The sequence below is a fragment of the Sphingobacterium shayense genome, assembly GCF_013179575.1.
GTDB lineage: Bacteria > Bacteroidota > Bacteroidia > Sphingobacteriales > Sphingobacteriaceae > Sphingobacterium > Sphingobacterium shayense.
This window is the reverse complement of sequence record NZ_JABMCQ010000055.1, coordinates 1-23559: the sequence shown is the minus strand read 5'-3', so window position 1 is coordinate 23559 and position 23559 is coordinate 1. Positions and strand designations below refer to the sequence as shown.

Sequence of the window (23559 nt, the reverse complement as noted above, 5' to 3'; positions counted from 1 at the left end):
CGACGGAACAGCGGTTTCAGAAACTTATTTCTCTATTGGCGGCGGTTTTGTTGTTCAAGAGAATGATTCCGAGAGTGTGTTGAGTGAGGTGGATCTGCCATTTCCTGTAGATACGGCACAGGAGCTTATGGTTTGGTGTATGAGGACCGGTCTGAAGATTTCTGAACTGGTGATGGAAAATGAGCTTGTTTGGCGTAAAGAGGAACAGACGAAGGTAGGCATGATGCAGATCTTTGATGTTATACGAGACTGTATTTACAAAGGGTGTCATACGCCAGGCGTCCTCCCTGGAGGATTGCATGTTGAACGCCGCGCGAGCAAAATCAACAGGCGTCTTTTAAAGGGGCGGAGCTACGATGATTTCGATTCTTGGCTTACGGCAATTCGTGCAGGAGGTAAGGATTTTAACTATATTTTGGACTGGGTGAGTTGTTTTGCCCTTTCGGTCAATGAGGAGAATGCCTCGTTCGGAAGGGTCGTTACAGCCCCAACAAATGGAGCGTCGGGAGTAATTCCAGCAGTGCTTCTGTATTACATCACATTTCATGACGCTTATAAGGAGGAAAAAATTATGCAGTTTATTGCGACGGCCTCTGAGATAGGGTCGATTTTCAAGAAAGGCGCAACGATATCAGCAGCTATGGGCGGATGTCAAGCTGAAATTGGAGTGTCCTCTGCGATGGCTGCAGCAGCGCTAACAGAATGTCTTGGAGGATCCCAGCGTCAAGCATTGATGGCCGCTGAAATCGCTATGGAACACCATTTGGGGCTTACCTGCGACCCAATTGGCGGGCTGGTTCAGGTTCCTTGTATCGAACGTAATACTATGGGGGCGGTTAAAGCAATCACTGCGGCGCAATTGGCCCTAGGCTCTAATCCGGATAAAGCGAGAGTGAGTCTCGATGCTGTTGTTAGTACGATGTGGGAGACAGCGCAAGATATGAATGTAAAATATAAAGAAACAGCGGACGGAGGGTTAGCCATCAAAGTACCGCTGAGTTTACCAGAATGCTAGTATGAATATGAGATACGCAGCGATTGCTTCTGGAAGTAATGGCAACTGCTATTATATTGCCAGCGGGAAAGACGCCATATTGATCGATGTTGGTATTAATACGAAACACGTAGAGTTGCGTATGGCAAACTTGGGAATTGATCCAAAATCAATTAAGGCTATTTTTATCACCCATGAACATACCGATCATATCCGCGGTCTTTCCGTGTTTTGTAAACGTTACCAAGTGCCTGTGTACATCACGGCTGGATCATATCAGGGCTCTCGTCTTCATCTGCCCGAACATTTAGTCCATATTGTGGGGACTGATGCGAAAATTGAAATTGGAAGCCTGTCGGTTTATGGTATTCCCAAGTACCACGACGCCCGGGAGCCATGTAGTTTTATGGTGCATATTAACGGCGTGAATGTGGCAGTGCTGACAGACTTGGGACGTGCGTGTAACAATGTAGAACGTGCAATTGCAAATGCGGATATACTGATGCTCGAGTCTAATTTCGATGAAGAAATGTTGCAACGGGGTCGGTACTCTTATTACTTAAAGAACCGGATCTCCGGCGGAATGGGGCATATGTCGAATAGAATCGCCCTAGAGAGTTTTTTAGCACACCGGACGCCGAGATTAAGGCACTTGATTTTAACCCATCTTTCAGGGGAGAATAATACAGTCGACCTTGTTCAGCGTACATTCTGCTCGTATTGTGAAGATATAAAACTTTCCGTAGCGACGCGTTACCAGGAGACTGAGCTATTTGACTGGGAAGAAGTAAAACATGTTACACACCGCGCGGTATCGAGCGATGAAGTCTCAATACAAGCAACGATCCAAACCAAAATTATTTTCCCCGAAGCTGGCTAACAACTCTCTGTAATTAACAACTCTATCTTTAGATTTAGTGTGAACGAAACTTCACCTATTTCTTGTTGGTGGATGCGCGACATTCCGGCGTACATCGGCGTGTTTCTACGCAAATGATTGGTTTAAATACGGGAAAGAGCTGAACTGTTTATCCAGTGTTGAGACTTATATGTTCGTAAGGAAGATTTAAGTCCGATTTTTATGAACAATTTGTCTGTTTCAGTTCAAGTCAGTCGAGAAAAAATACAGCGCAAAGGATATCAAGTCTTAGGTAAACAGAAGGTTGGATCTCATAATATACGTCTGCTCCATCTCCCGAATGAGATTCTACTCGAGGTTGACCTGAATAATAGCAAACTATTATTTGTTCGGCTTTTGCATTTGAACACTATATTATTTGAGCCGTCGGTCAGTAAAACTGAAAACCACAACTATGAAATAGAAGTGGCCACTCCTGTAGGGGAATACTTCGTTCACGTTAGCGTCCGCGCTGAACCATTTTTACATGTACAATTCAAGCAAGTCTTTAGGCCAGCTAAACCGACTGTCGCTTATGAATCAGTCCCCGACGTGTTTATACTAGATGCAGAGGGATATAAATTTCCTAAAAAAGGAAAAATTTATCTCAACCAGCACCAGCTTCGTTCCGCACAATGTTATTTTGATCTAGGGATTAATGAAGGTGGTAACATACTTTATTTTCAAGATCTTGGCTATTTGAACGATTATGCTGAAGCTATCAATGCAAGCCTTTCGGACTGCGTGAAAGTTCGGTGGCCTGAGCTAGGATTAGTGCTTCCCTTTTCAGAATTCGAGCCATTAAATCCGGACAAGGATTATGTATTGAATAATGGACACGTGATTCTGGATCCGGCGATATCCAAAACTGCTATAGAGGCGTCACAGTCATACACTAGGTTGTTATTCGAGATATATCAATATCTAAAAAAGCCGGAGCTCACCGTAAAACCAATTGTTACCTATGCCAGCCGATCTTTACGTGATCTCTCGCGCAATCATGGCTGCTGGCAACAGATACAGAAGTATGGGTACTTAAACGCTTACTATAATGGGTACGGGACGCCAGCAGAAAGTATGGTGCAAATGACAGTTATAGATCCGTTGATTCGTTATACGGAGCGGTTTAAATCTCAAAACGCGAAACATATAATCGAGGGTTTATTGGCCGGCTTTGGTGAATTTTACGAAGAGAAGATCGGCTGTTTTGGCCGATGGATTAGGGGACGAGTCCAACATCTTGATGGAGAAGAGGAACAAAAGAAACCGAGGGTAATGGATTCCTGGTACCTTTTCCATCCGTTGATTCATCTCGCAAACGTACTTAGAAAAAATGCTGACGATGAGGAATTGTCGAGCAGGTTCTATAGCTCGGTTGATTTCTGCATCAAGGTCGCTAAGCATTTTGATTATAAATGGCCCATATTCTATGATATAGACAGCTTAGATATGATAAAAGGAGAATCTAAGCCAGGAGCCGGGGGGGAAAAGGACGTCCCTGGTTTGTATGCATTTTTGATGCTGAGAGCCTTTGAACTTAGCGAAAAGAACGTCTATCTCCAGGAAGCTAAAAGGGCAGCGAAATCACTTTTTGAATATGGCTTTGATCTGATATATCAGTCTAACAATACGGCTTACGCCGCAGAGGCATTGTTAAAGCTTTGGACTATTACTAAGGAATCTAAATACTTGTTATATAGTGAACTTTGCTGGGGGAATATAGTGCGAAATTGTGGGATTTGGAACAGAACGTATGGGAACTCTAAAGAATACCCGACGTTTTTTACATTGTTCCCTCTTTCTGACGCGAAGTATTCTGCGATTTTCGAGGAACACGAGGTATTGGCATCGATACGTCGGTTCATGGTCTTAGCCGATCAATCCAAGGCTCCCCTAAGTGTGGAGTTAATGGCGATGTTGGCTGAATACTCGAAATACTGTGGCGCTCGGATACCTTATTACTTCCCGCCACTGTTGCCCACTGATGTTTTGACGACTGATCCTAAAAGTGGTTATCTCAATTCCAAAATTTGGCTTCCGGTGGAAGATCTTGGTGATGGATGGGATGCCATAGGACAGGTCGGACAAGAGGTGTACGGGGCTGGAGCATTGGTTCAGCTGGTCAACGTTCAGACGCTTGATCTGCTCCGACCGGGGGAGATTTTATGGATCAATTATCCGTTTTTTGAGCTAAAGCGCAAAAAGAACATGATTAGGCTGAAAATATTGGGCAGCGATGTGCTTAAATGCCGAATGCATGGATTCGGATTGGGGACTTCCAAATATCAGATTGAGTCAACCCAAGGGATGCGGTTTGAAATGAGTGACCGATCGAAGACGATAAACATTCATGCGGGACAAGAAATAACTATCAAAATATAGAAACGATGGAAAAAGTAGAAAACAAGAAAGTCTTTCTTACAGGAGGCACAGCGGGAATTGGCCGCGCCACGACACTTCTTTTGGCCGAACGAGGATACGAGGTTTTTATTATTGGTCGAAGCAGCTCGAAGCTGGATAGCCTAATGAGCGAAGCGAAAGGGAGGGGTCTTGAAAACAATATCAAGTCTTTGCTACATGATCTAGCGGATTATCATTCCTGGACCGATCTTCTTCCCAAAATATGGAAAGAGGAAGGGCCGTTTTCAGTGCTTATTAATAATGCTGCGGTTGGGTTTTCTGGAGTGCAGGGCGTCGATCCAGAAGATCTAATCTATATGACGAAAACGAACTTGGACGCTTATTTGCGACTCGCAGGTTTTTTTGCTGAGCGGATGAAGGCAGAAAAAATTGAAGGAGATATTATCAACATTGGATCAATGAGTGCGGACGGACGTGAAGGTACGAGTACGGGGTATGTGGCGAGTAAAGCCGGCATACAGGGATTTACTGAAGCTTTGCGTAAGGAGGTGAACCCCGATAATATTAGGGTGAGCCTCATAGAACCTGCGGCCGTTGGGACGGATATGCAGAGCATGCCGCCCGAAAAGATGCGTGAAAAAGAGGATAAACGAGAAATGTTAAAGTCAGAAGATATTGCAGACCTAGTGTATTTTATTTTGAGCCGAGATCGGCGAATATCATTTCCCGAGATTAAGGTTAAGGCGTTGCGTCAATTTATTTAAGGTTTTGAGTTAATACTTGATTAATCACCTATTTCTGACAAGTTAGAAGTCTTTTTTACTAGGTGATTCGTGGTGTGTTAATCGCTAATACCCATTCATTGTTTTCACAGAGTGTACATATGGCTTGATCTGTGGCGGAGTGGTTTTGCGTATTGCCACATCGTGCACATGCATAGAGCCCCGCCTGCGGGATAATGGCGCTTTTCTTTTTAAATTCATCGGGTAATATCGGTAAACCGTATCTTACCTCTTGCTCTGGGTAGAAGAAAACACTGAGCGTTCCGGTATCTTCTAAGATAACGCAACGAAGTTGACCCAAATGTTCTATATGCTGTCCGCGAAGCTCCCCAAAGAATTCATCCGCACCCATATTATCACCGTCGATCTCGTTGATTCTTATTGCGCCGTCTTTTATCAGATATAAAGGCTCGCCTTCTAAAAGTTTTTCCGCCTTCTCGCTTCTGGCGATTGCTATAACGATCAGTCGGTAGAGTATTAAAACAATTACAAACACTGCGAGGGCATGAAATAGACCGACGTCTTCGTAAAACATCGCATCGCCCGCAGCGGATCCCAACGTAATAATCATCACCATTTCGAAGATGGAGAGTTGTTGGACACCTCGTTTTCCGGTTAGCCGTAAGACAAGTACCACCCCTAAGAACATTATAGGTGTTCTAAAAAGGATTTCGATGAAGAAGTCATAAGGATGATCACTAAAAAATATACGATGCCAATCCATTTCAACCGATTAAAGTTTTTAAGTAATTGCTAATTAACAATTCAGCTCACTTGAAAGTGTTTGTCTACCTTCCAAGCGAGCTGGTATCATATAATTGCTGTACTTACTAACGTCCGTTACTATTTTTTGTTTAGGAAAAGTTTTAAAGTTCAGCGAGGCATTATTAACCTGCCGAAGCGTAGGTAAAATCTATGCACCCGCGGTATTCGATTCGCTCATCGCAATTTCTGTCAGTAGCGTATCTGTCTCTTTCTCTTCAGCCAGAGTTGACGCTAACAGCTGTTCCGCTTCTGCGTGGCCCATCAACTTCGCGTAAGTTACAAGGCAGCCATAGCTAGCTATTTCGTAGTGCTCTACTTTTTGAGCGGCAGCAATCAGTGCCGCATCTGCTGCAGGATCGCCTTCAAAACTTTCAATTATTTCTTCGGCCTCACCAAGAAGCCCTTCCATAGCTTTACATTTTTTTCCACGAGCGGCAACGCCAACAGATTCCAAGGCTTTCTTCAAACGCTCAATATGCTCCTCGGTTTGTGAATGATGTTTCTGAAATGCGCTCTTTAGGGTATCGCTCTGTGCACTAGATGAAAGCTTTTTAAGTCCTTTTAATAGCTGTCGTTCGGCACCTAGCACGTCCTTCATCTCATCCACGAATAATTCATGAAGATGCGCATTCGGCATCTCTTTTTGTGTGTTTTTGATTGTTGCCATAACTTTTGATTTTTAATGTTTCCTAATGAACAGGGCACAAACGAAATGGTTTTGTAAAGATGAAAGTCGATGCGCCCCTGGACGCTGTGAATTGCAAATAAAGAGTAAATATGGCAATAGAACTTGGTTGCTTCTGAGGCGGAGTATTTTCTTTTTTTCTTGTACAAAGTGCGGCTCTCCAGTAAAACCTTTTTAATCAAGGTACGTTCTTCATACGTTAAACGCGGCTATCATGAACAAGGACAAATTAAATTACTCTTGGATGTACCGAAATAACCTTTCGGTCGTATTTATAAAACGGAGCGTAAAACCCAGAGGTCTTTAGCCTGTGGGATGTCAGCGACTACCCCCTGACCAGAGTATGTACCCACGAATGGTCTCAGGAGATGCCTCATTAATAGCGCAAACCAAGTATCCATCTGACCAGAAAGTATGTTCTTTCCAAAATGTTTAGATAAGAATGGCTTATGAATTGAATGCCGGATAGGGTAAGTAGACTCGTGCTTTAACTTACGAACAATAGAAGTAATTGACAGACGTGGAACATAACGAATTAGAAATCCGCCATTTTTTGATTTGCTGCTCGCATGGATAGGTGGAAAAGAATCAATATTCAAAGAATCAATTATTACTAACGTATTTAGCTAATTATTTGCTACCTTTGATAGAGATACGGATTGTTTTGCGATATTAAGATTGCTGAATTCCAGTATCTTAATCAATATATTACCTATTATTTTTTAATTAATTTCACCCGGGCGGGTTATTTAATAGTATAATGAAGACAATTTTTCGGACATATCGATTTGAACTTCAACCCACACAGGAGCAACAAGAGTTGCTGGATAAGCATTTTGGTTGTGTCCGATATGTTTACAACCATTTTTTAAATGAAAAACAAGCCCAGTATCAAGCAGATAAAAAGTCTGATAATTACCATACGCAGGCAGCAACACTCATAGCATTAAAGAATACCGAAAAAACGATTTGGCTTAAAGAAGTCAATAGCCAATCTTTACAGTCCGCTTTGAAATCTTTAGAAGCTGCCTACGTGAATTTCTATCGTGGTCACGCTAAATTTCCAAGATTTAAGTCGAAGAGGAAAAAGAACAGTTTCACGATTCCGCAATTTGCAAAACTTGAAGATGGGCTGTTTTACGCACCAAAGTTTAAAAAGGCTATTAAAGTAAATAGTCACCGTGAAGTAAAGGGTAAGATTGGAAAATGTACTGTAAGTAAAATGCCAACAGGGAAATATTTTGTATCCATACTATCAGAAGAACACTATCAACCCAAAGAAAAGACGGGTGCTGCCTGTGGAATAGATTTAGGTTTGAAAGACTTTGCTATTACTTCTGATGGCGTTAAATTTAAAAACCACAAATACACAAAGAAATATGAAAAAGCATTAGCAAAAGCACAAAAACATCTTTCTCGTAAGACAAAAGGTAGTAATTCGTTTGAAAGACAAAGACGAAAAATTGCAAGAATTCACGAAAAGATTAGCCACTCCCGAAATGATCATTTACACAAATTATCCCACCAATTAGTATCAGAGTATGATATAATTGCTTTAGAAAATTTGAATGTGGAGGGAATGGTTAAAAACCATAAACTTGCCAAGCATATCGCTGATGCCAGTTGGGGAACATTTGTTCGGTTCATTGAATATAAAGCCGATTGGAATGACAAACAGATTGTTAAAATAGATCGTTTCTACCCATCAAGCAAAACTTGCAGTGTATGTGGTTGGATAAATCAACGCTTAACTCTTTCGGTACGAGAATGGACCTGCCAGAATGGACACGTTTTAGACCGTGATTTAAACGCTGCAAAAAATATTCTCAAAGAAGGATTAAAAATAATATCGTCAGGGACTGGCGATTACACGGATGGAGACTGAAATAAGACTTTGGTAACAAAGCATAAGTCTGCGAAACCCGAAGCCCCTTTGTCTTTAGCAAATGGGTGGTTCACTTCGGCGACGTTTGAAAATTTTGAGAGCGAATTTTTGCAAATGGGTTTGTACGTTATTCTCACGATAAGTTTGAGGCAAATTGGTTCATCGGAGTCGAAAAGTCTGGGAGGGGAATCGGCGGTTGACCGAGAGCCTGTTGCAAAACCATCGGCACCATGGCCTGTTCGGAGAGGCGGGTGGATTTTAGCAGTATATAAACGTTCCCTATCGATAGCATTTATATTGTTGTTTGTTATTACTTTAGGCATGCATTTTTACGGGAGCTTCCATGATTTTAACACGAGCCGGCTTATCGACGATCTGTCTACAGTGGGGGTCTGGGAGTTTATCACCCAGGCGAATTTTTGGTTCGAAATGTTTCAAAATTGGCAAAGCGAGTTTCTCTCAGTTGCTTCAATCGTTATTTTGACGATATTCCTTCGTCAGAAAGGCTCTCCTGAATCTAAGCCAGTGGATGCACCTAATATAGAAACGGGGGAGTAATTAGTATTATTTACTCGGGGTCTGTAAAAGCGGTCTCTGTGTCAAAAACCAATAAGCGGCGTGACAGCAGGGACCGATTGTGCAAACTGAGACCAGATTTCGTAAAACTATTCTCCAATTTAGACTGCAATCTGCGTCGTCATTGGTTCTCTTTTCCAATTTCGGTGCTCAGCAATCGCTAGTGCAATATCGACAGGCTTGGCATCAATAAGTATTGCCTGGTCAGCTGGAAATTCCTTGGCGGCGGATAAGTCGTGAAGAGTGCGCGCATCATCGTCAAAGGCCAGCGTTTTGCAGTGCTTTACCATTTCGTTTATAAATTTGACGACCTTCCCATGAGTTTTTAAGGTTGCAATGCTTTGTTCTCCGCCAGGAATATATAGTGCATCGAACAGCACGCTTTCTGTAGTGTCAATGGAAGCATCGACAGGATGCTCATTTCCAGCATCCGAAAGTACTACCCCGCCGTGAGGAGCAATAAGTTTTACAAAAGCATTCATGCCCTCCCATACTTTCTTTTTATCGGCCATATTTTGCTCATTGAAACCGTCGGCGACGAGCACTGCTATTTGTCTGGTCGCAATCGTTTCGCTTTTTAGATAGCTTTGACTCAATGCGGGGGATTTATCGAGATAATTTTTTGCAGCGCCGGGTTGCTGTGTTTCTGGTGACGCGTCCGCTCCTATATTTCTATTTATCGGCATTTTTATTGTTTCAGGGATCTTAAGGCCAAGGCCTGTCGCTACCGCCGCGGCAAGTTCAGGGCTCATTTCATTCATCAGCCAAAGCATGCGGGTCTTTATGGCCTCGGTTGTACATTTGCCTAGCTCAAAGGTATATGCGTTTATCATATGGCGTTGTTCCCACGGTTGTAAGCTGCGAAAAAACAGTGCTGGCTGAGAGAAATGATCACTGAAACTTGCTGACCTTCCTCTTATTTTTGAACCGTCGATTCGTTCTTGATGGCTTTCGAAACCGCCCGCTGCAATTTTCGAAAGATAAGGACAGCCGCCGCCCAGAGTATTTGGGAAATAGCTAGATCGCCCTGAATCTATCGTCATGCGCATCTGTGCGTCTCGCTGATTATTGTAGACTGGGTTAACAGGGCGGTTAATGGGAATCTCATGGAAATTAGGAGTTCCTAAGCGAGAAAGCTGCGTGTCTGTATAGGAAAAAAGCCTTCCCTGTAGCAGGGGATCGTTCGTAAAGTCAATGCCTGGAACAATATGCCCAGGGTGAAAAGCAACTTGTTCTGTTTCAGCAAAGAAGTTTTCCGGATTCCTGTCAAGTGTCATCTTTCCCACACGTCTGACTGGTACAAGTTCTTCGGGGATAAATTTGGTTGCATCAAGTAGATCGAACTCAAATTTATGTTCATCTTCTTCAGCAATAATCTGTAACCCTAGTTCCCATGATGGATATTGCTTATTCTCAATGGCTTCCCATAGATCTCGCCGGTGAAAGTCAGGATCAGCACCATTAATCTTCACGGCTTCGTCCCATGTTACTGAATGTACCCCGAGTAGGGGTTTCCAATGGAAACGGGCGAAATGTGATTTCCCCTTTGCATTAATTAAGCGGAAGGTATGTATTCCAAAACCTTCCATCATGCGGAAGCTACGCGGTATCGCTCTATCGCTCATCGCCCACATATGGTTGTGCAAACTTTCGGTAGCCAGGGATATAAAATCATAGAAGGTATCATGGGCCGACGCCGCTTGGGGAATTTCGTTGTTTGGTTCAGGTTTGACGGCGTGGATGATATCTGGGAACTTCATGGCGTCCTGGATAAAGAATACAGGTGTGTTGTTACCCACTAGATCAAACACTCCTTGATCGGTGTAAAATTTCACGGCGAATCCTCGAATGTCACGCGCTAGATCACCAGAACCCCTACTTCCCGCCACTGTAGAAAAGCGAACGAATACGGGAGTTGTTTTGCTGGTATCGGTGAGGATTTCCGCCTTCGTGAATTCGCTGAGGTCTTCGTAAAGTTCGAAGTAGCCATGGGCAGCGCTTCCTCGCGCATGAACTATGCGCTCTGGAATCCGCTCATGATCGAAGTGGGTTATCTTTTCTCTTAATATAAAGTCTTCAAGGAGCGATGGTCCACGTTCGCCGGCGCGCAGTGTATTTGCGTCGTCATTTATTTTAATCCCTTGGTTGGTGGTCATAGCCTGATCTACACTTTGGAGGCTATTCGCTGCTAGATCTTTTTCTTTTTTTGATACTACTCTCTTTCCCATGATATTGATTTTTATAGAAGTATGATTGTGCGTAGTTTTCGAACAATGAAGAATGGTAATAGTTTTCTTTTTTAGTAGTATTAAAAGAAAACCTACTATTGATCGATTATTTTGGCTTAAAACTATTTGGTATGCTTGACCATTCTGATAGTAAACAATTAATTTAAGATGGAAGAGGGAAACATACCAGAGCAATATCGAGGCAAGCAGCTCGATATTCAGGAAGCCAGAGGCTATGGATCGCCGGAAGTAGCGGAACGCGCGTTTCTGCGTATTAGGACAATGCTGTTTGACATAAACCGTTGGCATGACGTTGCAGGCGCTCTGTCCGCACAGTTCGTACATGTAAATTCGTTCGGCGAACCTATCGAACAAAATCCTCGAGAGGGCGATTTTATAAAAATAGATATCCCTGGGCCAGGTACCGTGAGTGGTGAAGGCTATGATTGGGTGCGTGTTACAGGGCTTGAAGACAGACCGATGGACGGGTTTGTACAGCTGACTGTTCAACCATGTGCTGCGCCGATGAGTACCGAGAATCTCGAAGCGTCCCATTTTTTTCGAGCGTTTGCAAGCTCTAGCTTCGTAGTAAAAAAGGAAGGCCTATCGGTTCATGTTTTCTATTATGGGCGGAATGAAGAAGTCAACCTCGAAAACGAACGATTCATTGATAATGCTCGTAACGGGCTGGTCGGAATCGGAGCCAAGATGGGATTCTCATACCCGCAATGGAAGGCCTTGGTCTCCGGACTATTGGAAAAATCTGAGACTCAAGAATAATGATATTATGATATTGAATGCGATTTTTTCTCCAGTAGTTGCGTTTATATACGGTTAACCAAATACTAGAGTAATATAATCGGTTAGTCATTTCTTCTCGGTAATGTGCTGAAGGTTGATTGTTAGTAATTGGTTTTTTTTCTTAACTTGTTGATATTTCTTAACCAAACTTAAAACGACATCCTATGGAAAAAAATCTTTTGGTTTTGCTATCGCTGTTGCTTGTTAGTTGCGACGTCCCTACAGCGAAACTTGAGTCTTCTCAGGTGGATCTTATTCTTGACACCGATATCGGACCGGACTATGACGACGTGGGTGCAATGGCTTTGATGCATGCTTTGGCAGACAGCGGAGAGGTAAACATCTTGGCGACTATCTCATCCAATATGGATGAAAATGTGATTCCATGTATTGAGGTCATAAACGGTTATTTTAAACGGCCAGATATCCCTGTGGGAGTAACTAAGGGAAAAGGTGTCTCTCTCACCACTTGGCATGAAGGATCGAAATGGCCGAAGTTTCTTGCGGGAAATTATGCACATCCAACAGCAAAAACTTCGGAAGCGCCGGATGCTGTTGCGGTATATAGAAAAATTCTTAGCGTTGCGCCAGATAATAGCATTACAATATGTACGGTAGGATTTTTGACAAATTTGAAGAACCTTTTGCAATCTAAAGCGGATGAATACAGTGATCTTGACGGACTAGAGTTGGTTAAGAGGAAAGTTCGGTTGCTTGTCAGCATGGCGGGAGAATTTCCGGCTAGCAAAGAGGGTGAATTTAATGTGAAAAAGGATGCCGTCGCTGCCGCATATGTTGTGGATTCATGGCCCACAGAGATAGTTTTTAGCGGCTTTGAGATTGGTAATACGGTTCTCACGGGGAAAGCGACTGCTGAGATGCCCGTTCACAAGAGCCCTATTAAAGACGCCTATAGTCTAAGTCTTGCTCAAGACAATCCACATGGGCGTAGTAGCTGGGATCAGACTGCCGTGCTCGTTGCGATTAAAGGCTATCGGCCGTTTTATGATATTAAGCGAGGAACCATGCAAATAAATGAGAAAACTGGGGCCAATAGTTGGATTGAAGATGAAGCGGGGCGACATGCATACTTAATAAAACGAGCAACGGATGAAGAGATGGCTTCTAAGATAGAAACATATATGATGCATCAGCCAGTGGCTAAGTAAGTGCTGAGAAGAACTAGATGGGGAGTGGGGCTTTTTTTGAAACGATCGATCACAGGCTGCTTGTTTTTAGACCAAAGTTGAAACCAGTAGGATCAAGCAAATTTTACCTGCCTGCTCAGGGTGTTTTTCCCATACATGTTCCTTGACCCGTCTATTGGCCTCTTTCAGATAGTTATCCACTGTGCGTAAGCTCAGGCCCAAACTATCAGCGACGTCTTTTTTTGTCTTACCTTCATAGCGGCACATGTGAAAAACTTCACGTTTTCGCTTAGGTAGCTCGGAAACAGCGTCTTGCAGTAACTGCATCTGCAATTCAAAGGTGTCCTCGTCCTGATCTTCTATGGATATGCCTATCAAATCTGCAGGGTACTCGTCAACGAAAACTAAAGAATTTTTGAGTTCCTTGCGAATATAATTTAAAGACATGTTGTAACTAACCATAAAAAGCCAGCCTCCTAGAGGTCTTTCCACACTGATTTTATTCCTGTTTTGCCACAATGAAAAAAACACGTCTTGGAGTATTTCCGAGGACGCCTCAGGATCCTTTACTAGTTTTAGAATGTTCGCGTGGATTAACCTGTGGTATTGTTGGTATAGGCTGGTAAAAGCACGGACATCTCCATTTTTCAAGCCCGTAATATCTGCTATTTCTTTTTCAAAAGTCACCATATGTATTTCAGAATACCTGATATTTTGGTTGGATAAAACGCAACAAAATTATTGAATTAATATGGGGAGACCCTTTAAAACCGTGTTAACAAATCATCAATTAACGCGCAGTTATAGGTGATGATTTATTTACAATTTGTTAATGTAAAAAATAGGGCCCTTTGGTGATTCTTGGTGTATTTATTCATGATGAACGAAAGGATAAAAACGCTAATTCGGCTATTTTGGCAAGGGAAATTGTCGGCAGAGGGACGTAAGAAACTGCTGTCAGAACTAACGAATAAGGAGGTCGAGTTGCGCGCCACGATGGAAGATGAATTTGGTGAACTTCAAGACGATAAGCTGCTGCATCGTGAGGGGGATTACCAGATTTATTTAGAAAATATTCTAGACAGGGTGGCACAAGAGAAAGTTGTTCAACGACCTGTGCGGCGGATCTGGCAGCGCTGGGCTGCCGCGGCCTCGGTACTCTTTATTTTTGGATTGGCCTATCTGATTTGGCCTGCCAGACCTCCCGCCGATAATTTTGCATCGAGTAGGAAAGAGGTACATTCTTACCAACTGAAACGGATTAGTAACGATGGTGACGGAAAAAAAATGATCGCTTTTAAAGATGGATCAAAAATTATCCTTTACCCTGGGAGTAGTATCGATTATAAAGATGATTACGGCCAGCGTAATCGCTATCTAATTCTAAAGGGTGAAGCAAAGTTTACTGTAGCTAGAGATACACTTCGTCCATTTGTCGTTGAGGCAAAAGGCTATACGACGACTGCGCTTGGAACTTCTTTTATTATTGATGCGCGATCAACACATACGGTGAATGTGACGCTACTTACTGGTAGAGTGGTTGTACATTCCTTGCCGGTGGCGCTATATCCAATTGCCGAACAACATCTGCTTCCCGGAGAGAAACTTCAGATTCAAACCGATCGCATGACTTTACAGAAGGCCTCTAAGCGTAATGAGCGTGCACCGGTGGAGACAAGGTCCACCCTTGAGCGGCCAAAAGAATCGAAACGGAACTTACATTTTCAGGATGAGTCGCTGATGGAGGTGCTTAAAAATATATCCGTCATCAAGAAAGTGAAATTTCATCTGGAAGGTCTTAACATTCAAGGTTTATATTTTACGGGTGATTTTTCTGCGGAAGACGACCTGGAAACGATCCTTAATGTGATTGCCCTAATTAATGGTTTAGATTATGAAATCCAGCCTGATCGATCTGTAAGATTTTACCAAAAAAATAAAGAAGAACAGTAACAGTATTAAAACAATAGTTAACAAGTGATTAAAATTGAATTTTAAAATTGAAATGGACAGAAAAACGATCTATAAGCAAATGCGGATAATCGCACTGCTTGCCTTACCGCTCTTGCTATGCTTCCCCGCATGGGCACAAAACAATGGGCAGTTAAATGGAATGGTTATTAGCGAACTGGGTGGTGAAGTTCAAGGCGCGACCGTCGAACTTTACACGGATGCGAACACGCTTGTATTAAAAAAATCAACGGATGAAAAAGGATCATTTTCTTTTGATAAACTGCAGCGTGGTGCCACTTATAGAGTAGTGGTTTCTATGATTGGTTTTGTGCGATCGGATTCCCAGCGCGTTGCGGTCAATGCTACTGGTGTAAACTCCCTACTAGTTCGATTAACTCCTTCTTCTGAAGATTTAGCCGAAGTTGTCGTGGTAGGATACGGGCAGGTTAAAAAGCGTGATTTAACGGGCGCCGTGTCGTCAGTGAGTGGGGATGATTTGAAGAATATTCCTGTTCAGCGCGTGGATCAGATGCTTCAGGGCCGAGCACCGGGTGTACAGGTAACCTCCACTACAGGAGCACCGGGGGCAGGTACCACTATTCGGATCCGTGGGAGTCGTTCAGTTAGTGCTTCAAATGAGCCTTTGTATGTTATCGACGGTATCGTTGGCGCGGGGGATTTAAATACTATTAATCCAGCAGACATACAAAGCATTGATGTTCTAAAGGATGCCTCTTCAGCAGCAATCTATGGCTCTAGAGCATCCAACGGGGTGATTATCATTACAACAAAACAAGGTAAAGCGGGGAAAGATAAGTTTTCGTTTTCGGCTACTCACGGGATATCAAACGTGCCTAAGCTAGTTGATATGATGGGAGCGAAAGATTTCGTCTCTTTTGTTAATGAAGCCTATATCGATGAGGGACAGGCGCCGCTTTATCCGAACGTCGATTCGATTTTAGCCATTACAGGCCCTATAGGGACAAACTGGCAAGAGGAAATTTTTCAAACTGGATCCTACTCGGATTTTAACCTTGCGATGGCCGGTGGCAGTGAGAGTTTCACCTATCGGGTATCGGGAAATATTGTCGACCAAAAAGGGGTGGTATTAAATTCTTCGTATAAACGTTATCAAGCGAACCTTAATCTAACAAAGAAGGTCGGCGAACGGTTTAAGATGGGGCTTAATATGAATATCGCTCGCTATAAAAGGGAGCCGAGTTCAAGTGTGAACCTTGGAACGACTGCTGGTTGGAAGAGTTCGATGTTGACGCTACCCCCTACGATGCCCGCTAGAGAACCAGATGGGACTCCTTCAAGTTATAACCCAATTGCCTATTTCGGTGGGGGTGTTGTAAACACCTCTCTCGCATCAGCGGAGATGATTACTGCTCATACTACTTATAACGACCTGTTGGGAAGTGTATATGCGCAATACGACATTTTAGATGGCTTGACCTTTAAAACATCGTTAGGGGTGAATATCGCCAATAGTATCTACCACGACTATGTACCGTCTTATATGCCATCCTATGTCGCAAGTGGTGCAGAGTTTGGTGTTGCCAGCACAGATATAGGATTTAAAGATTACCTTTTGAATGAGAATACGTTAACCTATGATAAAAGCTTTGGTTTGCACAATGTGAATCTATTGGGTGGATTTACCTACCAAACGACTGAAAGCAATTCGGTTGACGTCGGTGGCGGAGGACTTACAAACGACATCGTGCGGTGGAACAGCTTCAGCAGTATACCGCAAGACCAGCGTAATATCGCGTCCGCTAACAGTTTGAACCGGCAGTTATCATTTATAGGGCGTGTGCAATACAATTATGCAAACAAATATTACCTCACTGTCACCAATAGATACGATGGAGCGTCCAATTTTGCGGCGAATAAAAAATGGGGTTATTTTCCTTCCTCAGCCATTAAATGGCGGTTAACGGAGGAGGACTTCTTTAAGAATATGTCTATCTCAGAGTCTATTCTAAATGATTTATCACTACGCGTTAGTTATGGGTTGTCTGGAAATCAAGGGATTAGCAACTATCAGTCGCTACCAACGCTGAGCGCCGATGTCAATGGTTATGTATTTGGAGGCATACCAACGTTAGGGTATAAACAAGGCAATATAACCAATGATGATCTCACTTGGGAAACGTCGACACAACTCAACGCGGGCGTAGATTTTCAGTTATTCAATGGAAGGGTTGACGTTACAACCAACTATTATAAAATGCATACTAAAAACCTATTGTTGACGGTGCAGACCCCGACGCAAACAGGTTATGGCAGCCGATTGATTAATGTAGGTAAGACCGTTTCTTCCGGTTTTGAACTCGGAATTAGGGGTACGGTAATCGACAATAAGAACTTTGGTTGGTCGACATCGTTGAATTTCAGTACGAATAATCAGGAAGTTACGGATTTAGGTCCATTAGTTATGGTCGCTTTAGATAATACGGGTTATGGTGCGACAACGAATTACCTTCAGGTCGGTGTTCCTGTGGGATCTAATTTCGGATTAGACTATGCCGGCGTATGGCATAATCAAGCGGAGATAGACGCCGAGCTAGCCAAGCCAATCGAGGATAGGACGTACGTCTCGATCTCTAATTTTTACGAGCCTGGTAAACAGAAATATTATGACCACAAGCGTGATGGGGAACTAAATATTGATGATTATCATTATTTAGGAACACCAAATCCACCGATTTTCGGCGGTTGGGGAAATAATTTCCGGTATAAAAATCTATCGTTGGACATGTTCCTTCAATTTCAACACGGGAGTACGATGTGGAACTCAATGGAATATTTTACGGGCGTTGGTTTATATCTGACGAACCAGATGACCTATATGAAAGATCGGTGGACAGAGGAGAATTCAACTTCAGATATTCCTGCTGTAAATTCCAGAGACAATATTCCAAGTACTTATTTCCTACAAAATTCGTCATTTCTGCGTTTGAAGTCACTGACTTTGAATTATGATCTTAGTTCCGCTTTGTTCCGTCAATCCGATAATAAACTGAATGTTTTTGTTTCTGGTACCAATCTGTTTTTGTTGACCAGTTACAATGGGTATGATCCGGAAGTGAATTCCGCCGGAACGAGTTCTACTATTCGCTCTAAAGATAATGGTGCTTATCCAAATAGTCGCACAATATCCATCGGAGCAAACTTTAATTTTTAATACGATTGTTATGTCAAATAGAAAATTTTTCTTTATACCTATTCTTACTCTAGCTTGTTTCTTTTTAAGTTGTGAGAAAACGCTCAATGAGGATCCGCAGAGCATCATAGCGCCGGATGCATTCTTTAATACAGCGGATCAATGTCGACAGGCGACAAACGGTGTTTATAGCCATTTGCCGGGTATATTTAACCAAACTGGTTTTTGGAGTGTTACCATGGCAGGTACAGATCTGTTCATGAACCAAGGTGGAAGCGCTTCGGTTGAGGCTATCCAAGATTACAACTTTTCCTCTGCTACGGAAGCAAACAGCCATGCGGTGTGGCGCGTATGTTATGCGGCAATCAAAGACGCAAATTTTGTTATTAACAGAATCTCCCAATCTGAAATTGATGATGCGGTAAAGCAACAATTATTGGGTGAGAACAAGTTCCTTAGGGCCATGTATTATTATATTCTTACCAATATTTTTGGGGATGTCCCATTATGGACGGACGAACTAAAAATCGAAGAAGTTTCGCAGTTACCCCGTAGTCCCATTGCTGAGGTACGCGCGCAGATGATTCTTGACCTGCAAGAAGCAGCTTCTAGTTTGCCGAAGAATTACGACAGCAAAAATACAGGAAGAGTGACTAAAGGTGCAGCATTGACCTTATTGGCAAAAATTTATTTATTCGATAAAAATTGGCAACAGGCCTATGAGAATGCTAGTCAAGTTAAAGATGGCGAATACATACTGCTTCCTAGCTATGCGACCTTATTTGATCCATATAATAAAAGTAAGAACAATAAAGAGTCGATTTTCGAGATACAGTACATGAGGAATGCTGAAACAAACCAGAACTTTATTGTAAACTCGTTCTATACTTGGTTTTTTCCAACAGGCGATGCAAAAGGAGGAACATACGCTGGGGTTAATTTTGGGTCAACTATCTTACAATCCTATCCGCAGTATTATCCAACAACTTACTTTATGTCCCTTTATCAACCAGAGGATGAGCGCCGTGAAGTGTCACTGTCGTGGGGATACAATGGCCAGTTATTTAATCGAGGATCAAAAGGCGATAGACCTTGGTTTGGGCCGAAGTTTTGGGACCTTACAGCGAATAGAACAGCCAGTGAAAAGAATTTTTATTTTTTACGCTATGCTGATGTTATCATGATTTTGGCGGAAGCGGCTAATGAATTGGGGAACACGAGCGAGGCTATTGCTCATCTAAACATGATTAAAGAGCGGGCGAAAGCCGATCTTATTACATCGAGCGACAATCTAAGCCAATCACAACTTCGAAATGAGATAATGGAAGAGCGCGCAAGAGAATTTGTTGGTGAGTTTCAGAGAAAGTGGGATCTGAGCCGGTGGGGTACACTCGTTGACGCGATAGGAAGAATTGCAGATGACAACGCGGATGGAGTGACAAATGTACAGGCTCATCACAACTTGTTCCCAGTTCCATATGATGAGATTGTTAAAAATAGAAATCTAACCCAGAATCCAGGATATAATTAGATTATTCCTGATATCGATTGTTTTAAAGGCATCAGACCGTGGTAAGGATATAAACCTTCTGCGGTTTGATGTTTTTTGTAAAAATTAAAATGGTAGCCACTGCGATAGCTAAACAATTTCCATAAGGAACAGCTCGGCGATATGTTTTTTAAGAACTTGTTTGACTTGGTTGATATCTAGTTTTTCCCCGACCTCACGTTGTAGTGATGTCACATCCTTATCTTCTATTCCACAGGGAATAATGTTTCCAAAATAGCTCAAATCTGAGTTGACATTGAATGCGAATCCGTGCATCGTCACCCACCGTGACGCTCGTACGCCCATCGCACAAATTTTCCGCGCTTTATCGTTATCGGCATCGATCCAAACGCCTGTAAAGCCATCATAGCGCCCTGTAGTGACTCCAAAATCGGCACAGGTGCGGATGATTGCTTCTTCCAAAGTTCGAAGGTATAGGTGGATGTCTGTAAAAAAATTATCCAAGTCTAATATAGGATACCCCACGATTTGACCTGGCCCGTGGTAGGTAATATCTCCTCCTCGATTTATTTTGTAAAAGGTAGCCTCTTTCTCGCGTAGGCCATCCTCGTCCAACAGAAGGTACTCTTTGTGCCCGCTTTTTCCCAGTGTATATACATGGGGGTGTTCTGTAAAAATGAGATGGTTGGGTGTCGGTAGTTCTGTACCGTTAACTCGGTTATCATGTTTTACGGCAAGTGTTTTTGCGAATACTTCCTCTTGTTTGTCCCATGCCTGTTGATAGTCGAGTAGACCCCAGTCTGCGAAAGTTACTTTTTTGTTTTGCATCTATTGTTCTCTTCTTGCTACAAATTTATGCAATAAAAAGCCAACGTGATAGTTGGTTTATGGGGGTAAAGTAAAAATTGATCTTTCTGCGCACGTAATGTCGTTCTCGCTGTTAAATAGTTTTACGTGTAATAGTTTGATTTTTAAGGTATTAAATAAGATGAGGGGGTGGAATGAGTAAAAGGACCCTGCCACTAAAGAGTAACTTCCTACATGAACTTTTGGACGCGAATGTAGGAAGCTAATAATACCGGCTCGTGTGTTTAATAGCCAATTTGAGGGCTATTTCTTTTTCTTATTTATTTGGTGGTCGAAACTATCTTTTGAAACAGAATCTTTTTCCTGTTGATAAGAAGAATGAGTCTTTGGAGTTGTGCTTTTCTCTTTTTTTATATTCTTATTTGATTTTTCGTTCTTACTCATGATGTGAAATTTTGTTAGTGAGAATTAGATCTGACCGATATGTTCGATAAATGTCAGAGAAATATTGGCGATATGGTATTCCGCCGGTTTTGGTAAGGCGTTTTCCTTTTCTGAAGGAAAAACCAATACGTTTAATTTAGAACAAGCTTCTATCCCTTTAACGAGATGAAGTTTCATAGATGGTCTGCTAACGGGGTTAAGTATATTGCAGACATATTAACTAAAGGTACGGAAAGTAATTGATCTTTAGTGTATTAATTGAGTATATCTAAGAACAAGGTTAATTTAAACTAATATTTTGGTTTGACAAGGGATAAATTATGAAACTAACCGTCGATAGACCAGCACGGTGATCGCTATCACAGCCCATATAATCCCCCAGTATTGTAGGGGGATCAGCCATAGATCGTGTCGGTTTTTTCTATTTAAGAAGAAGTCTGTGACAAACACTAGGGGAGAGGCCGCAAGGAGGCTATAAAGGAATATCTCTAAGCTTGTGTTCCCATTTGTGCCAAAAAAATAGGTACCAAAAAGAATAGTACAAATGGGAATAAGAAGGGCCAGAACGCCCCAACCTCGGTATATCATGATTATTGCTGGTAAGTGGTTTTCACTCCTTTGATAGCGATTACCACACCTTTATATTTTTCGTGATCTTCTTCAATGTACGAGGCGTCAATGCGACTCTTTTTAGGAGATTCCTCTAATTGCTGTTTGATTAAGCGATAATCAAATCGTTCCGCTACTGGCTCCCAATCTTCTTCAGTGTTAGGTAATATAGGAATTAGGTGTTCCAAGTCAAATAAGCCGGCGGTAGTAACAGTTTGTTTTGACCGCTGAAGAAACAGCACATCATTGTCTAATTTCACGACCCTTACCCATCCCTCAGGAAGTCCGTTTATGTTGTTTCCTTCAATATCTGTGAAAAAAGAAGCGGCAAATATTTGGCCGGGATGAATATTAGTCAACTCCACGATCATTAGCGCCACTGTTTCCGCACGGTCGTTTGCATCAATTTTGTTCTTTATTCCCATAATTGCGCTAGTGATAACGAGCGCAATTAAAACGAATAAGAATCCTTTCCAAAGCCGGAAATAAGGAATTGGGCTTTCCTTCTTAATTTCTTTTATCTGAGCTTTAAGCTCTTTCGAATAGCGAGAGCTTTTAATCAAATTTCCTTCCCCATCATATAGTCTCGATATTTTCACCAGACCGCCCCCAAATGGCATGAATAAGAAATCACGAGCTATGGTAACGATATTTAAAGTATAGGTCTTCGCGTCGCTTTCGTTTTTTAATGTTGTTTTTACTTCTTTAGCGTTAAGCAGGTATTCGTATGTGCGGTAAATAAAAAACATTGTGTTAAATTTTGAGCTTGCAAAGGTAGGAAAATTGACGAACAACGTAAAACAACCTGAAGATGTTAATCCCACGTTAACATCTTCAGGTTGTTTGCCTTTCCGAGAAAAAGGTTATTAAATTAAAACATTTCTGAAGAAAGCAATGTTACTCTTTGTTCCACCAGACCTTCGTTTGCAGCACATCGTCGCCTTGAGAAGCAAGTGCTTGTTGATAGTTCGCTTTGTTGGTACTTTGCTCTTTTAAAGGATAAATGAACCGACTAGGAATTCCGTCTCCTTGTTCAGGGACGAAACGGTAGGTCCGCGGCGCACCATTTACGGTACCTTCCCAAATGATATCGTTCTTTTTCACCAGGAACAGCGGGTATCCGGTTCTGCGTATTTCTGACCATCCTTCAACTCCTTGATTGTATAAAGCGAGATATTTTTGCGTCAACACGGTTTCTTTATTTGCGGCAGGAAGTGCGTCAATGTAGCGGTTTGCAGCTGTACCACTCACACCCCATTTCTCTAAAGAAGCTCGGACTCCTTTTTTGTAGGCTTCCTGATTCCACGATTTATGTTCTGCTATTAAGAACTCTACTTCGGCGTATTCTTGAAGAACTTCACCGTAATTCGCCGCATTTATGATATCACCTGGCAATGATACGGTCGTTATCGGTAGTACGCTCGATGCGCTTAGAGGCAAGCCATATGGGTGACCCACATAGTTTCCTGCGGCATTTTTATTTGCATACTTCGCTAGTCGAGGATCTTCGATTTTAAAAGGCCCGCGCTTGCCTTGCAGGGCTTCGACGATAACATGTGATACCGTAAAGTCCTTACGGTTGGCAGTTACCGTAGCGCGAAATAACGGAGCTTCCCCAGGGGAGGTCTCTGAATAAGTGAAAACTGCATTGTCCTGGTTAGATGTAAATACACCTTTGGTGAGAGCGTCTTCGATATGCTCGTTTGCTAGCGCCCCATCTTTTGTTTTGATGCGTGTGGCCAATCGTAGGCGTAGAGAGTTAGCAAATTTTGCCCATTTACCGTTATCGCCCTTGTAGATAATATCGGCAGTGCCAAATGTTTTTTCACTTTGATATTTTATTAGTGTGTCGGCCGCTTGTTTAAGCTCGTTCAAGATATCTTTGTATATTTTCTCCTGGGTTGCATAAGCGGGAGAGAGAATCTCTTCTTTTTGAGAAAG

The 23559-nt window shown here is 42.4% G+C and carries 21 protein-coding genes; 11 read left to right on the top strand and 10 right to left on the bottom strand.

Features of this window, described 5'->3' with window-relative positions; all coding sequences use genetic code 11:
- From HP439_RS08655 to HP439_RS08640, 4 genes are all read left to right on the top strand, one after another.
- Positions 1–1015 (top strand): L-serine ammonia-lyase (locus tag HP439_RS08655; protein WP_172389940.1); only part of this gene is annotated, 1015 nt, incomplete at its 5' end.
- A gap of 1 nt (position 1016) precedes the next feature.
- Complete coding sequence (locus HP439_RS08650) at positions 1017–1874, top strand: MBL fold metallo-hydrolase (protein WP_246229310.1); 858 nt, start codon at positions 1017–1019, stop codon at positions 1872–1874.
- A 201-nt stretch (positions 1875–2075) separates the two neighbouring features.
- Entirely contained in the window at positions 2076–4274 is a 2199-nt protein-coding gene (locus HP439_RS08645) for a hypothetical protein (RefSeq protein ID WP_172389939.1), read from the top strand.
- 5 nt (positions 4275–4279) lie between these two features.
- A complete protein-coding gene (locus tag HP439_RS08640) occupies positions 4280–5017 on the top strand; it encodes an SDR family oxidoreductase (protein WP_172389938.1) in 738 nt (245 codons plus the stop codon).
- 58 nt (positions 5018–5075) lie between these two features.
- On the opposite strand, the gene HP439_RS08635 is transcribed toward HP439_RS08640, so the two are convergent.
- The 3 genes from HP439_RS08635 to HP439_RS19530 all read right to left on the bottom strand — a co-directional run bounded on the left by HP439_RS08635 (position 5076) and on the right by HP439_RS19530 (position 7084).
- Positions 5076–5759 carry a DUF421 domain-containing protein gene (locus HP439_RS08635; RefSeq protein ID WP_172389937.1) on the bottom strand — a complete coding sequence of 228 codons (684 nt, stop codon included), beginning with the start codon at positions 5757–5759 and terminating at the stop codon, positions 5076–5078.
- A 189-nt stretch (positions 5760–5948) separates the two neighbouring features.
- Entirely contained in the window at positions 5949–6437 is a 489-nt protein-coding gene (locus HP439_RS08630; RefSeq protein WP_172389936.1) for a YciE/YciF ferroxidase family protein, read from the bottom strand.
- Positions 6438–6757: 320 nt separating this feature from the next.
- The gene (locus tag HP439_RS19530) at positions 6758–7084 is read right to left on the bottom strand and encodes a hypothetical protein (protein ID WP_246229309.1); all 327 of its coding nucleotides are present in this window, start codon (positions 7082–7084) and stop codon (positions 6758–6760) included.
- A 161-nt stretch (positions 7085–7245) separates the two neighbouring features.
- Between HP439_RS19530 and tnpB the strand changes: the two genes are divergently transcribed.
- Together tnpB and HP439_RS08615 are read left to right on the top strand one after the other, a co-directional pair.
- Positions 7246–8370, top strand: a complete 1125-nt coding sequence (tnpB, locus tag HP439_RS08620) for an IS200/IS605 family element RNA-guided endonuclease TnpB (RefSeq protein ID WP_172389935.1) — start codon at positions 7246–7248, stop codon at positions 8368–8370.
- 9 nt (positions 8371–8379) lie between these two features.
- Positions 8380–8928: a DUF6766 family protein gene (locus HP439_RS08615; RefSeq protein ID WP_246229307.1), complete on the top strand. Its 549-nt coding sequence runs from the start codon at positions 8380–8382 to the stop codon at positions 8926–8928.
- Positions 8929–9047: 119 nt separating this feature from the next.
- On the opposite strand, the gene HP439_RS08610 is transcribed toward HP439_RS08615, so the two are convergent.
- A complete protein-coding gene (locus HP439_RS08610) occupies positions 9048–11174 on the bottom strand; it encodes a catalase (protein ID WP_172389934.1) in 2127 nt (708 codons plus the stop codon).
- A gap of 168 nt (positions 11175–11342) precedes the next feature.
- Here HP439_RS08610 and HP439_RS08605 point away from each other — a divergent pair, with 168 nt between their 5' ends.
- Positions 11343–11954, top strand: a complete 612-nt coding sequence (locus HP439_RS08605; protein ID WP_172389933.1) for a hypothetical protein — start codon at positions 11343–11345, stop codon at positions 11952–11954.
- Positions 11955–12139: 185 nt separating this feature from the next.
- Positions 12140–13144 (top strand): nucleoside hydrolase, encoded by a 1005-nt coding sequence (locus tag HP439_RS08600; RefSeq protein WP_172389932.1) that lies wholly within the window; start codon positions 12140–12142, stop codon positions 13142–13144.
- A gap of 66 nt (positions 13145–13210) precedes the next feature.
- On the opposite strand, the gene HP439_RS08595 is transcribed toward HP439_RS08600, so the two are convergent.
- Positions 13211–13813, bottom strand: coding sequence for an RNA polymerase sigma factor (locus HP439_RS08595; protein ID WP_172389931.1), 603 nt, complete (start codon positions 13811–13813; stop codon positions 13211–13213).
- A gap of 186 nt (positions 13814–13999) precedes the next feature.
- On the opposite strand from HP439_RS08595, the gene HP439_RS08590 reads away from it, so the two are divergent.
- The 3 genes from HP439_RS08590 to HP439_RS08580 are packed head-to-tail and all read left to right on the top strand — an operon-like array spanning position 14000 to position 19779.
- Complete coding sequence (locus HP439_RS08590) at positions 14000–15076, top strand: FecR family protein (protein WP_172389930.1); 1077 nt, start codon at positions 14000–14002, stop codon at positions 15074–15076.
- Between the two features lie 52 nt (positions 15077–15128).
- Positions 15129–18269: a SusC/RagA family TonB-linked outer membrane protein gene (locus HP439_RS08585; RefSeq protein WP_172389929.1), complete on the top strand. Its 3141-nt coding sequence runs from the start codon at positions 15129–15131 to the stop codon at positions 18267–18269.
- A 10-nt stretch (positions 18270–18279) separates the two neighbouring features.
- The gene (locus tag HP439_RS08580) at positions 18280–19779 is read left to right on the top strand and encodes a RagB/SusD family nutrient uptake outer membrane protein (protein WP_172389928.1); all 1500 of its coding nucleotides are present in this window, start codon (positions 18280–18282) and stop codon (positions 19777–19779) included.
- A gap of 108 nt (positions 19780–19887) precedes the next feature.
- Here HP439_RS08580 and lipB read toward each other — a convergent pair whose 3' ends face one another.
- From lipB to HP439_RS08555, 5 genes are all read right to left on the bottom strand, one after another.
- A complete protein-coding gene (lipB, locus tag HP439_RS08575; RefSeq protein ID WP_172389927.1) occupies positions 19888–20586 on the bottom strand; it encodes a lipoyl(octanoyl) transferase LipB in 699 nt (232 codons plus the stop codon).
- 282 nt (positions 20587–20868) lie between these two features.
- Positions 20869–21009: a hypothetical protein gene (locus tag HP439_RS08570; protein WP_172389926.1), complete on the bottom strand. Its 141-nt coding sequence runs from the start codon at positions 21007–21009 to the stop codon at positions 20869–20871.
- A gap of 24 nt (positions 21010–21033) precedes the next feature.
- Positions 21034–21186, bottom strand: a complete 153-nt coding sequence (locus HP439_RS08565) for a hypothetical protein (protein ID WP_172389925.1) — start codon at positions 21184–21186, stop codon at positions 21034–21036.
- Between the two features lie 413 nt (positions 21187–21599).
- Positions 21600–22367 carry a hypothetical protein gene (locus HP439_RS08560; RefSeq protein ID WP_172389924.1) on the bottom strand — a complete coding sequence of 256 codons (768 nt, stop codon included), beginning with the start codon at positions 22365–22367 and terminating at the stop codon, positions 21600–21602.
- Between the two features lie 148 nt (positions 22368–22515).
- On the bottom strand, positions 22516–23559 hold a 1044-nt coding region (locus tag HP439_RS08555; RefSeq protein ID WP_172389923.1), incomplete at its 5' end, for a SusD/RagB family nutrient-binding outer membrane lipoprotein.

Excerpts from the sequence above, each read along its gene's own strand:
- HP439_RS08560 (WP_172389924.1), bottom strand. The coding sequence starts at position 22,367 with ATGTTTTTTATTTACCGCACATACGAATACCTGCTTAACGCTAAAGAA.
- HP439_RS08640 (WP_172389938.1), top strand. The coding sequence starts at position 4,280 with ATGGAAAAAGTAGAAAACAAGAAAGTCTTTCTTACAGGAGGCACAGCG.
- HP439_RS08630 (WP_172389936.1), bottom strand. The coding sequence starts at position 6,437 with ATGCCGAATGCGCATCTTCATGAATTATTCGTGGATGAGATGAAGGAC.
- HP439_RS08595 (WP_172389931.1), bottom strand. The coding sequence starts at position 13,813 with ATGGTGACTTTTGAAAAAGAAATAGCAGATATTACGGGCTTGAAAAAT.
- HP439_RS08645 (WP_172389939.1), top strand. The coding sequence starts at position 2,076 with ATGAACAATTTGTCTGTTTCAGTTCAAGTCAGTCGAGAAAAAATACAG.
- HP439_RS08585 (WP_172389929.1), top strand. The coding sequence starts at position 15,129 with ATGGACAGAAAAACGATCTATAAGCAAATGCGGATAATCGCACTGCTT.
- HP439_RS08610 (WP_172389934.1), bottom strand. The coding sequence starts at position 11,174 with ATGGGAAAGAGAGTAGTATCAAAAAAAGAAAAAGATCTAGCAGCGAAT.
- HP439_RS08600 (WP_172389932.1), top strand. The coding sequence starts at position 12,140 with ATGGAAAAAAATCTTTTGGTTTTGCTATCGCTGTTGCTTGTTAGTTGC.
- HP439_RS08570 (WP_172389926.1), bottom strand. The coding sequence starts at position 21,009 with ATGAGTAAGAACGAAAAATCAAATAAGAATATAAAAAAAGAGAAAAGC.
- HP439_RS08635 (WP_172389937.1), bottom strand. The coding sequence starts at position 5,759 with ATGGATTGGCATCGTATATTTTTTAGTGATCATCCTTATGACTTCTTC.
- HP439_RS08650 (WP_246229310.1), top strand. The coding sequence starts at position 1,017 with ATGAATATGAGATACGCAGCGATTGCTTCTGGAAGTAATGGCAACTGC.
- HP439_RS08590 (WP_172389930.1), top strand. The coding sequence starts at position 14,000 with ATGATGAACGAAAGGATAAAAACGCTAATTCGGCTATTTTGGCAAGGG.
- lipB (WP_172389927.1), bottom strand. The coding sequence starts at position 20,586 with ATGCAAAACAAAAAAGTAACTTTCGCAGACTGGGGTCTACTCGACTAT.
- HP439_RS08605 (WP_172389933.1), top strand. The coding sequence starts at position 11,343 with ATGGAAGAGGGAAACATACCAGAGCAATATCGAGGCAAGCAGCTCGAT.
- HP439_RS08580 (WP_172389928.1), top strand. The coding sequence starts at position 18,280 with ATGTCAAATAGAAAATTTTTCTTTATACCTATTCTTACTCTAGCTTGT.
- HP439_RS08565 (WP_172389925.1), bottom strand. The coding sequence starts at position 21,186 with ATGAAACTTCATCTCGTTAAAGGGATAGAAGCTTGTTCTAAATTAAAC.
- tnpB (WP_172389935.1), top strand. The coding sequence starts at position 7,246 with ATGAAGACAATTTTTCGGACATATCGATTTGAACTTCAACCCACACAG.